Genomic DNA, 12,546 nt, shown 5'->3' on the forward strand with positions numbered 1-12,546 from the left:
AGATAGTGCGAAAGCAACCTATAGTGATAATAATGCAACACAAAAACAAGTTGATGATCAGGTTGAAGCCTTAGAACAAGCGATCATATCATTAGAAAAGAAAAAAGATGATCCAGTTATTGAGGTGCCAGGAGAAAATATAGACCAAACACTTCAAAGTCCAAATAAAGATGTAAGTGTTTCTGGAAAGCTACCAAAGGCTATAGAATTATCTTCGAAAGCCTTAGATGATGAACAATTCAAAGAAGTAGTTAAAAAGATATATAAGGTTAATTCAGAAGCCTTAAAAGATACAACCTTAGAAAAAGTATATGATTTAAGCTTATTACTAAAAAATCAAGTCTATAAGTTAGATGGAGAGGTTGAAGTTTCACTAAAGCTAGATGACAGTATTTTAAGCAAAAAATTAGGTGTGGTTTATATTGATGAAGCTGGAAATCTTAATAAAATGGAATCTAAAGTGGAAAATGGATTTATTAAATTTAAGACTACTCATTTTTCACAGTACGGAATTGTATCAACAAATGATTTGGTTTTGAAAGCAGATAAAGCTGCATTAGATAATGAAATTAAGAAGGCTCAGTCGGTAGAAAAGGATATATATACAAATGAATCATTGAAAGCATTAGAAGTAGCTTTAAATGAAGCAAAAGCAATATATAATGATGGTGATGCAACGCAAAAACAAGTTGATGACAAAGTTAAAGCATTGCAGCAAGCGTTTATAGCATTAGACAAGAAAAAGGATAATCCAATTGTAAGTGTTCCTGAAAAAAATACAACTGACAATAATACAGCTAATAACAACACAACTAACAACAATGCACCTACAAAGAATACAGAGGTAGTAGTTCAAAATACAAATAAAAATATAAATACTTCTGGTAATTTACCACAGAATAATGAATTGGTAGAAAATAAAGAAGAAGAGCCAATTGCTAGTGCGCCTGAAGAAAAGAAAGACACAACAGTTCAAAGCCCTAACAAAGATACAAATGTTTCAGGCAATGAAGACAGTAAAGTAACAACTAAGGATGTTTCTAATAAAAGTAACTTATATAATATTGCATTGGGTTCTACAAGTATAGTTATTTTCGTAGGTGTTATATACGCACTATGGAGAAAGAAAAAGAATAAATAAGTTTTAAAAGAGTGGTTGGTGTACAATCACTCTTTTAAATTTAGAACCTCTAAAATGAATTTGGGTTAATACCTTATATTTGACAACATTATATAAGATACAATAAAACAGTTGACAGATTGCCAGTTAATGCATATAATTAAATCAAGTAATATTTAATTGTGTTCAATGTAATTTTGTTTAATGTTTAAATTAATAGAAAATGTGTCTTTAATTAATTTTTAAAGGTAAAGTAAATATTTATGAAGAGAGGAAAGAAGTTATGTCAGTTTATGATTTTAAAGCAAAGACAATAGATGGAGAAGAAATATCTTTAGAAAAATATAAAGGTAAAGTATTAGTAATAGTTAACACAGCAAGTAAATGTGGATTTACTCCTCAATATGAAGGACTTGAAGCTCTATATCAAAAGTATAAGGATCAAGGTGTTGAGGTATTAGGATTCCCAAGTAATCAATTTGCAGAACAAGAACCAGGAAGCAATGGAGAAGTTAAAAATTTCTGCCAAATTAATTATGGAGTTTCATTCCAATTATTTGAGAAAACAGATGTAAGAGATGAAAATGCTCATCCTTTATTTAATTACTTAACAGAAAAAGCGCCTTATGAAGGTCTTGATATGAATCATCCAATAGGAAAGATACTTCTAGATGCATTAGAAAAGAATTTTCCTAGTTTTCTAGAAGGAAACTCAGTAAAATGGAATTTCACTAAGTTTGTTGTTGATAGAGATGGTAATGTAGTTGAAAGATTCGAACCAACTTCTGAACCAGCTGAAATGAATGAAACTATAGAGAAGTTACTTTAAATAGTACTTTTAAATAATTCCCTAACACATAATCCCCTTGAAAACGCACTTTCCCCAAGTGCGTTTTTTTACTGTATAGAAAAATATAAAGCTTTCATGATGAATGAATTTAGTTTATGTTTTTTAATAGTAAATGGTAATGTTTTTTGTTATATTGTTAAAAAGTGTTAAATAAAAATTATAATTTATGGAATATGAAGGAATTGAAAAAAATAGATAGAATTAGAAAAGATGTGAGATTTATAATGAATACAAATATAAGACCTATTCTGTATGTGTTTAGAAATACTCATACAAGGAAATAACTTTCTGTATAGTAAGATGCTCAAATTAGCTACTATGTTTTGATAAGGGCTATAGACATAATTAAATTTAAAAAGGGGTTAACATGATGAGGGAAAAGGAAATCATAAAGAAAATTTTAGACAACCTTAATAAGGTAATAATAGGGAAGGAAGCAGAGATTAGCAATATATTAAAAGGTGTAATTGCAAATGGTCATATTTTAATTGAGGATGTTCCTGGTGTTGGTAAGACTACACTAGTTAAAGCATTGGCTAAGACAATAGATTTAACTTATAGTAGAATTCAATTTACACCTGATCTTCTGCCATCAGATATAACTGGTATATCAATATACAATCAGAAAGATATGGAGTTTGAATTTAAGGAAGGACCTATATTTTCTAACATAGTACTTGCTGATGAGATAAATAGAACTTCGCCAAAGACTCAATCAGCATTACTTGAAGTTATGGAAGAGAATCAAGTATCTGAAGGGAAGAAAACATATAAATTAAAAACACCTTTTGTAGTTATGGCTACTCAGAATCCTATTGATTATGATGGAACCTTTAGATTGCCAGAGGCTCAGCTAGACAGGTTTATAATTAAGGTTTCTTTAGGATACCCATCAGCTGAAGCTGAAGTTGATATATTAGAAAAGTATAGAGAGAGCAATCCATTGCAAGAGCTTTCTAGTGTAGTTACTGCTGAGGATATTTTGTATCTTCAAGATGCTGTTGCTAAGGTTAGAGTTGCTAGGGTGATAAATGAATATATAGTTAGAATTGCAAATAAAACAAGAGAAAGTAACTACATATCTTTAGGGGTAAGCACTAGAGCAATTCTAGCACTTCAAAAAGTTGCACAAGCCAGTGCTCTTTTAGCTGGAAGAGATTATGTAATACCTGAAGATGTAAAAGAAAATGCAGCTTTAGTATTGAGTCACAGAATAATTATGTCTTCAACAGGAAAGGCAAACGGCTATGGAGAAAGGGAGACCATAGAAGATATCTTAAAGATGGTAGAAACTCCGAGGATAACTGTTAATGTTTAAGTTAAGAATTAGTATAAAATATGCAGTTATTTTTGTATTGGCCACAGTATTTGTTTATGTTCAAGGTGGAAGCCTTCCGCATGTTATATTTTATATGTTACTAATACCAGGAATCTTAGGACTTATATCAATAATTGTGTTTAAGTCAGGTTTACATGTCCAGAATGTTACAATAGCTAGATTTTATACATGTGGAAATAAAGATTATATTGATACTATGGTAAAAAATAACACAATATTAATTCTCCCTTATTGTAAAATCACAAATGAAGGTATAAATAAAATTAAAAAGAATTATACAGGGGATGCACTAACTCTAGCAATAAATGAAAATCATATAATATCTGAAGAAATAGTATATATAAGCCGAGGTAAGTTTGATTTAGGTAATTATGATGTGGAACTTAAAGATTTGTTAGGTATCTTTAATATTAATTATAAGATAAATGAAAGTAAACCAATAAAGGTGTTTCCAAGAGTATATGACATCAGTCAGTTGGCTATAAGTGGTTCGGAGATAATCGAAAATACTTTATCAATTGTCACTAGCAAAGAAGACCCTCATTCTACAAGAGATATGAGAAGATATAGAGAGGGGGATAGCTTAAAGAGAATAAATTGGAAGGTTAGTGCAAAGTTAAATGACTTATATGTAAGAAATTTTGATACTGTTTCTGGTGAAGAATTTAATATATTTATAGACATGAATGAAAGTAATTATAGGCTTGATCCATATGGTAAAAATGAGGAGTTTCTTATAGACTTTTCTGCTTCTCTTGTATACTCACTTTTAAAAAGAAATATTTCTACAAAAGTGTTCGTTAATAATAAAATTGAACAGATAGAAAGCATAGAAAATAAGATGGATTTTGAGAAGTTTTTAGAATACTTAATAGAGCATAGGAGTGAAGGGATAACTCCTATAACAAACTTTATTAATATACAAAGAAGTAGGCTTTCATCTATAGCAGGAATAGCTGTTATAACTCATACACTGTCTGATAATATGGTGAGTTTTATAATGGAAAACAAAGAAAAAGGTAATTCTCTTATTATATTTTATCTTAGGAGCGAAATTGGTGATGAGTCTGTGATTACTATGAGAAATCTTGGTATTATATGTTATAAGATAGATGAAGGCTTGTTTAATGAGGCTGCCATAAGTATAGATGAGCTTGTAAAAGGGCAGGTGATTTAGTATGGAATGGTTTAAGGAGAGGTTTTTAGATAGTTTTATTATTTTTTTAAACATGATACTTACTATTTTAATACTAAAATCATGCATTAATATTGAAGGAATTGATTATTATCTTATAACGCTTCTGTTTATAATAGGGTTAATTATAGCTTGGGTTTATGATGAAAAAGTTAAGTCTTTAGAAAAAAAACTAGTGCTAACTATGATTATACTTTCTGCTATGCTATTAATGGTTATAGTGTTTAGAAAGTATGCTGTTTCTTTTATCATAGAGGGAATAGGTAATAACATGACACATATAACTTCAAATATGAGAGAAAGATTGCCTAGTTCTTTTTCACTTATAAGAAATCTATTTGTTATCACAATTCCCACACTAACACCTTTTGCCATGTGGATCAAAAAAAGAGGATTTTCAGATATAATTATTCTTATAAATATGGTATTAATGATGGTTTATTGGTACCTAGGATACTATGAAGAAATTGATAAGGTAATGTATATATTTATCATTTTAAGTATAATAACATATGCTGTAAATAACCTGGGAAACTATAGTAAAAGGTTGAAAAGAAAAGAGATTAGAAATAATATTGTAACGTCTAAAATTATTTGGTCAACCATATTGCTGTCTATAGTAAGTTCGATGTTTATAGTGCTATTACCAAAATCAGCAAGTGGAAAGTTTTCTAAAATAATTACTGATAAAGTGGTTGAGAATATAGCTGATGATAGCGGAGGCGATTATAATCCAGATAAATATGGATATAGTCTAGCGAAGTCTGGTTATAATGATTCGTCTAAAATATTAGGTGGACCAATTAATATTGATGATAGAGAAGCATTTAAGTTAGAGTACAAAGGAAATGTTAAAAATGAAATTTATCTAAAAGGTTCTGCAAAAGATAAATATACTGGTATGTCATGGGTACCTAACTATAGGTTAATAGAGAAAAACAACATGATGGATTCGGCATATCTTGGTAATTTTGTTGGGGCTAATGAGGAAACTATGACAATTCATCCTGATTATATTACAACCACAACTTTGTTTAATCCTTATTATTCTAAGGTTGTGAATATAAAATATAACAGTGATAATAAAACTTATGTGGACAAAGTAAATGGGGCATTTTATTCTGAAAAGCCTATAAAGACAGAATATACAATAAATTTTTATTCAAATAGTACTTACGATAAAGATTTTGATAAACCTTTAAGTGGAAGTAATTATGTAGAGATAGATCAATTGCTAAATAATGGTGACTTGTCTAATTATCTTCAATTACCAGATACTATTACACAGAGGACTGTTGATTTAGTTTATGATATAGTAAAGGGAACTTCTTCAAATGACGAAAAGGCATATAGATTAAAAGCATATCTTACTAAAAACTATACGTATAGTTTAGATGTGTCTAGTGTTCCAGAAGGAAAGGATTTTGTAGATTACTTTTTATTTGAAGAAAAGAAAGGATACTGCGTATATTTTGCAACTGCTATGACGGTAATGTGTAGGATTGCAGGAATTCCAGCAAGATATGTTGAAGGTTTTAAAGTAAGTAAGGATAAGGAAAATAACGGCATGTATAAGGTTACTAATGAGGATGCCCATGCGTGGACAGAAATATATCTGGCGTTTAATGGTAGTAATTACAATGTAGCAAGGGCTTTACCTTTTACAAAGATTGATACAGTACCTACAGCATATCAATATAGACATGCAAAAGAAGTGCAAAACAATGGTGGAAGTGACGGTGTGGGATTAGATGGTTCTAAATCAGCATTAGATAGCAATAAAAATGGAAACACGAAGAAAGTTGATTTAGAGAAAGCTGATAGTGAAGATAAAAATAAAACTTATTATTTATATTTTAAAGTTTTATCTCCAATAGCTTTAATACTGATATATATAATTACAAGAATATGTTTGGTAGTTATAAAAAGGAGAAAAATAATTAAGAGCAATAGTTTAATTCCTTTATATGACTATTGTAAATTAAGAGTAAATAGAATAAATATAATTAAGTCTAAGAATGAGACGGATCTAGAGTTTGCCGAGAATATACCTAATTATGAGATATCGAAGAAGATGGTAGAATTAGTTGGCTTAATATATAGAGAGTTTTATGCGGAGGAAGATAATTTGCATTACGATAGGATTCAAATGATAAATTATATAGAGAGTACAATTAGGAGTAATCAAGGAAAGACGAAATATCTGATAAAGAGGTATATATTATTTTAAAGATATAAAGCATTTTTTAAAAGCTCTCACTAAAATCTGTGAGAGTTTTTAAAATGAAGATATATATATTTATTGTTTATCTAAATTCATGTTGGAATTATTTGCTTTAAAATGTTTTATTGGTATAATGTTGTCAGATATGAAAAAGATAAAGTATAGAAATTCCGTTAGCAACATCTTAATTTCTATAAATAAATACTGAAATTAAAATATACACAAATTATAAAATAGCGTATTAACAAAACAAAGATATAAGTATGCTATTTAATATACTATAGAAATAGGAGTAATATATGAGCTATAAACTAGTATGTATAGATATGGATGGAACTCTGCTTAACAGTAAAAAAAAGATTTCAAATTATAACAAAGAAATGCTGAAAAAGGCCCATGATATGGGAGTGCATATTGTTATAACAACAGGCAGGATATTTAATAATGCCCTACATTATTCAAATTTATTAGGGGTTAAATCTCCTGTTATAGCCACTAATGGAGCTGTGATAAGAGAGAAAGACAAAGGGATAGTTATATACAAAAATGCTCTTAACAGTGAGATTTGTCTTAGACTTCTTGATTCAGTAGGCAAATATGGAATAAAGATGCATTTTTATACTACTGATAGTATATTTGTAAGTAGTAGACTTCAAGGGACTGCATTGAAATTATATATGTCTTATCCATTACCAAAAGATTTAAGACTTAATATCAAATATGTAGGTAAAAGGCAAGAATGGGAAAGCGTATTTAAAGAGCATACAGATGAGTTTGTAAAATGTATTGTATTTAGTCCTAATAAGAACATACTAAGAAGCTTTAGAAAAGAACTTGATGCTATGGATGATGTAAGTGTAACTAGCTCTGGAGCTTTTAATATAGAAATACTCAATAAGGATGTTACAAAAGGAAGAGCAGTTGAAGTTCTTGCTGCATACTACGGTATAAAAAGAGAAGAGATAATGTGTATAGGTGACAATGAGAATGATATGCCAATGATAGAGTATGCTGGTATGGGAGTAGCAATGGGAAATGGAATAAAAGAACTTAAGGATGTAGCAGATTATATAACTGACACAAATGATAACGATGGGGTTGGAAAAGCTATAGAAAAATTTATTGTATCTAAAGAAAAGTAAATTAACATCTATCAATAGCGAGATATAAAATCATACTTTGTCATGTTGACTTAAGAAACTATAGTTTATTTTAGATTTGATTAACATAATAAAATATTGTAATATAATAAGATGAAGTGTGATTTTACAATTTATATAGACCGTTCGGAGGAAATAAAGTGAATCTTAATATAGTTTTATATCAACCAGAGATACCTCAAAATACAGGAAACATAGCTAGAACTTGTGTTTTGACTAATTCTAAGCTACATTTGATTAAACCGTTAGGCTTTGATCTAGATGAAAAACATGTAAGAAGAGCAGGACTTGATTATTGGCAGTATTTAGATATGGAAATTTATGAAAGTTATGAAGAGTTTATGGAGAAGAATAAAGGAGCTAGAATATTCTTATCTACTACTCATGCACAAAGTTATTATGATGAGGTGGAATATAAAGAAGGTGATTTCATAATGTTTGGTAGAGAATCATCTGGAGTTCCTGAAAGTGTCCACAATGATTTACAGGGAATAAGGGTTCCGATGATAAATACATCAACGAGATCACTTAATTTATCAAACACAGTTTCAATTATTGCTTATGAAGCATTGAGACAAATTGGTTTTCCAAGTATGAAATAAATAGGGGGAAGGGATATGGAAAAGATTAAAATAATTACAGATAGTACTGTAGATATCCCCGTTGATTTGTTAAAGAAGAATGACGTGGAGATACTACCACTTCTTATTAATTTTGGAGAAGAAAGCTATCTTGATGGAGTAGAAATAGATCTTAGGACTATGCTTAAGCGTATAGAAGAAGAAAACGCACTTCCAACCACAGCACAAGTTACCCCAAATAGATTTTATGAATGTTACAAGAGATACTTAGAAGAGGGGTATAAAGTTATATCCATACATCTTTCATCAGATATGAGTGGGACTTATAATTCGGCTTGTATAGCTAAAGATATGTTTGATACGGAAGATGTGGTAGTTATTGATTCGAAAAATGTAACATCAGGATTAGGTATAGTAGTTCTTAAGGCAATAGCTTTAAAAGAAAAAGGAATGAATTTAAAAGAAATAGAACAAGAATTATTGTTAGCTATACCACATATTAAGAGTGCGTTAAGCTTTGAAAGTTTAGATAATCTAGTTCGTGGAGGAAGACTTTCAAGAACTGCTGGAGTTATTGGTAGTGTTCTTGGAATAAGACTACTATTAGAAGTTAAGCAGGGAAAGATGTCGGTAATGGACAAGGTTAGAGGTAGTAAAAAGGCTACTAAAGAAATAATTAGAACCTTTGAAACTCTTAAGAGAAAAGCAGGGGAACCAGTGGTGCTTCTGCATATTGAGAATCAAGACATCTATGAACCGTTAAAAGAATATTTAAATGAAAATGATATTGAGTATATTGATGCGGAAGTTGGATGCACAGTTGGAATACATTCAGGTCCAAAGGCTTGTGGATTATTTTTTATTGAAGAATTTTAAGCTTTATAAGAGATTGTTAATGATATATTGGAAGATTACATTGGCAGTAGGGTTAATAAACCTTACTGCTTTTTTAGTCTAATATACCATATTAGCAGAAATTTCTATATTAAAATTAAGAATAAATAAAGGCAAAATTCTATATACTTATTATATAGAAGAATTAATAAAAAATTAATAAACACTTCAAGATATATTTCTAAAATAATCCATGGATATTTATTTAGAAGTAGGATTAAAACGTTAAAAAATGAAAAGGTATTCATTTAAATGTTTTATCCAATATATGTTTAGTAAATTCTCCTTAAAAAATTATTATATTGATAGTTTAATTTAGTAACATAAATGAAAAAAGTGTTTCATTTATCCTGTACGTATGCTATAATTACAACGGGCAAATGATTACCAAAATATGCTTATGTTATTAGTTAAAAGGTTATTCTCTCAGATTTAGGGGAATTATAAACAAAGGTGTTTGTTATATACAATTATTTATTAGGTTTTAAAATATATTTTTAGGACATGTATATCTATTAATTTTGTATTCATAACAGGCATTTTTTTATTATTAAGCTAATATTCTGTTAACTTTTTGAGTAAGTGCTTACATATTTATTTTGGTATCATAGTACTCGTTCAAAATGTAAATGGTTGGTTATATGTTTGTAACCAAACAATATATAAATCTTAGGAGGGATCTGTAATGAACAAGAAAAAATTAATGGCTGCTGTAGCTTCGGTGGCAGTAGTAGCAACTCTATTTGCTGGTTGTGCTAGTAAGTCTAATGACAAAACAACTACTGATAACAACGCTTCTGATAAGAAGGTAATGGTTGGTCTTTCAACTGATGAAGGTGGATTAAATGATAAGTCATTTAACCAAGCTGCTGATACTGGAATAAAGAAAGCTAAAGACGAGTTCAAATTTGATTACAAGGCTGTTGAATCAAAAGGTAAGGATGATTATGAATCAAACCTAGATGCATTAGTATCAGAAAAAGCAAACTTAGTTTTAGGCGTTGGATTCCAAATGTCTGATGCAGTTAAGAATGCAGCTAAAAAACATACTGATGTAAACTTTGCTATAGTTGACTCAGCTGTTGAAGCTTCTAATGTAAGATCAATACTATTTAAAGAACAAGACGGTTCATTCCTTATGGGAGTTATAGCTGGTAAGATGGCTGGAACTGGTAAAGTAGGATTTGTTGGTGGAAAAGACCAAGAGCTTATACAAAAGTTCGAAGCAGGTTTTGCAGCTGGAGTTAAAGCTGTTAACCCAACTGCTGCTGAAGATTTAATTGGAAGAAAAACAGTTCAATATGTTGATAGCTTTACAGATGCTGCTAAGGGAAAAGAAGCAGCTAAGAACTTAATCAATGCTGGTTGTACAGTAATATACCATGCTGCTGGTGGAGCTGGAGAAGGTATGTTCCAAGCAGTTCAAGAAGCAAACAAGAACGGTAAAAAGGTTTGGGCTATAGGAGTTGATATGGACCAAGCGGTTACACTTCCACAATATGCAGAGGTAATACTTTCTTCTATGATAAAGAAAGTTGATTTTGCAACATACCAAGCTGCTAAAGATGTAGTAAATGGTACTTTCAAAGCAGGTACTGTTGAACTTGGATTAAAAGAAGGCGGAATAGATATAGCTGGAACTTCAAGCAAGAATACTCCTAAAGATGTTCTTGATTTAGTAGCTAAATATCAAGCTGCTGTTAAAGATGGAAAGATAACAGTTCCAACAAAGCCAGCTGATGTTAAAACATTTGCACCAGCTGCAGTACAATAATTTAAAAAAATTATAGGTTCAAAGAAGAGCTAGATGTTGCTACATCTAGCTTTTTTAAAGATTTGAGGAGTTTTCTATTTTTAAATTAGGAGGTATTAATGGTGACGAAAGTGGTAGAAATGAAGGGCATCACAAAGATATTCCCAGGAACCATAGCTAACGATGATGTTAATTTTGATCTTAACAAAAGTGAGACTCACGTTTTGCTAGGTGAAAACGGAGCGGGAAAAACCACTTTAATGAACATACTATATGGGTTGTACCAACAAGAGAAGGGTGAAATATATGTTAACGGGCAGTTAGCCAAGATAACAAACCCTAACGATGCTATAAAGCTTGGAATTGGTATGGTGCATCAACATTTTATGCTTGTTCATAATTTTACAGTTGCAGAAAATATAGTTCTAGGAATTGAACCTAAAAAAGGTTTAAAGGTAGACATGAAGAAAGCGATAGAGGATGTTAAGGCTATTGCTAAAAAGTACGGTTTCAACATAGATCCAAATGAAGTAATTGAAGACATCACAGTTGGTAAACAGCAAAAGGTAGAAATACTAAAGGCTTTATATAGAGGAGCAGATATATTAATACTTGACGAACCTACGGCGGTTCTAACTCCTCAAGAAATAGATGAACTTGGGGTTATTATAGATAACTTAAAGTCACAAGGTAAGTCAGTAATTCTTATCACTCATAAGCTTAAGGAAGTTATGAAGATGAGTGATAGAGTAACTATAATAAGAAGAGGTAAGGTTACTGGAACTGTAAATACTAAGGATACTAATATCGACCAATTAGCAGAGCTAATGGTAGGTAGAAAAGTTAATCTTGTAGTAGAAAAGGCTGAAGCAAAGGTAGGCCGTGAAATCCTTAAGATAGAAAACTTAAATGCTAACGATCATAGAAAACTTCCTGTAGTTAAGAATCTTAATCTTACAGTACATGCAGGTGAAGTAGTTGGTATAGCTGGAGTAGATGGTAACGGACAGTCAGAGTTTATAGAAGCTTTAACTGGTCTTAGAAAAGCAGCTAGTGGAAAGGTAACTATTAATGGTAAAGATATATTTAATAAGACACCTAAAATAGTTATGGAATCTGGCGTTGGACATGTTCCTGAAGACAGACATAAAAGAGGACTAATACTTAAATATTCATTATTTGAAAACTCAATTTTAGGTATTCATAGAAATAAACCTTTTAGCAAAGGTATTGTATTAAACTATAGCGAAGTTAGAAAGCATTGCAATAAGCTTATAGAAGAGTTTGACGTAAGAACTCCAAATGATGAAGTTTCAGCATCAGCTTTATCAGGAGGAAATCAACAAAAGCTTATAGTAGCGAGAGAAATCTCAAAGGATCCAGAACTTCTAATAGTATGTCAACCAACAAGAGGCCTTGATGTTGGAGCT

10 protein-coding genes are annotated in these 12,546 nt (G+C 30.5%); all 10 read left to right on the forward strand.

What is annotated here, in order from left to right; genetic code table 11:
* On the forward strand, positions 1 to 1,141 hold a 1,141-nt coding region (locus tag JHL18_RS21055; protein ID WP_200272892.1), incomplete at its 5' end, for an FIVAR domain-containing protein.
* 262 nt (positions 1,142 to 1,403) lie between these two features.
* Positions 1,404 to 1,949: a glutathione peroxidase gene (locus tag JHL18_RS21060; RefSeq protein ID WP_200272894.1), complete on the forward strand. Its 546-nt coding sequence runs from the start codon at positions 1,404 to 1,406 to the stop codon at positions 1,947 to 1,949.
* Positions 1,950 to 2,337: 388 nt separating this feature from the next.
* The gene (locus JHL18_RS21065; RefSeq protein WP_243278075.1) at positions 2,338 to 3,288 is read left to right on the forward strand and encodes an AAA family ATPase; all 951 of its coding nucleotides are present in this window, start codon (positions 2,338 to 2,340) and stop codon (positions 3,286 to 3,288) included.
* Positions 3,281 to 4,486, forward strand: a complete 1,206-nt coding sequence (locus JHL18_RS21070) for a DUF58 domain-containing protein (RefSeq protein ID WP_200272895.1) — start codon at positions 3,281 to 3,283, stop codon at positions 4,484 to 4,486. The genes JHL18_RS21065 and JHL18_RS21070 overlap by 8 nt, the downstream gene beginning before the upstream one ends.
* A 1-nt stretch (position 4,487) precedes the next feature.
* The gene (locus tag JHL18_RS21075) at positions 4,488 to 6,734 is read left to right on the forward strand and encodes a transglutaminase-like domain-containing protein (RefSeq protein WP_200272897.1); all 2,247 of its coding nucleotides are present in this window, start codon (positions 4,488 to 4,490) and stop codon (positions 6,732 to 6,734) included.
* A gap of 293 nt (positions 6,735 to 7,027) precedes the next feature.
* Positions 7,028 to 7,870, forward strand: coding sequence for a Cof-type HAD-IIB family hydrolase (locus tag JHL18_RS21080; protein WP_200272899.1), 843 nt, complete (start codon positions 7,028 to 7,030; stop codon positions 7,868 to 7,870).
* A 158-nt stretch (positions 7,871 to 8,028) separates the two neighbouring features.
* A complete protein-coding gene (locus JHL18_RS21085) occupies positions 8,029 to 8,490 on the forward strand; it encodes a TrmH family RNA methyltransferase (RefSeq protein WP_200272901.1) in 462 nt (153 codons plus the stop codon).
* Positions 8,491 to 8,505: 15 nt separating this feature from the next.
* Complete coding sequence (locus JHL18_RS21090; RefSeq protein WP_200272903.1) at positions 8,506 to 9,345, forward strand: DegV family protein; 840 nt, start codon at positions 8,506 to 8,508, stop codon at positions 9,343 to 9,345.
* A 703-nt stretch (positions 9,346 to 10,048) separates the two neighbouring features.
* The gene (locus JHL18_RS21095) at positions 10,049 to 11,137 is read left to right on the forward strand and encodes a BMP family lipoprotein (protein ID WP_200272905.1); all 1,089 of its coding nucleotides are present in this window, start codon (positions 10,049 to 10,051) and stop codon (positions 11,135 to 11,137) included.
* Positions 11,138 to 11,238: 101 nt separating this feature from the next.
* Positions 11,239 to 12,546, forward strand: a 1,308-nt coding sequence (locus JHL18_RS21100) for an ATP-binding cassette domain-containing protein (protein ID WP_200272909.1), incomplete at its 3' end; no start/stop codon positions are given.

Source organism: Clostridium yunnanense (genome assembly GCF_016595795.1).
GTDB classification, from domain to species: Bacteria; Bacillota; Clostridia; order Clostridiales; family Clostridiaceae; genus Clostridium_AR; species Clostridium_AR yunnanense.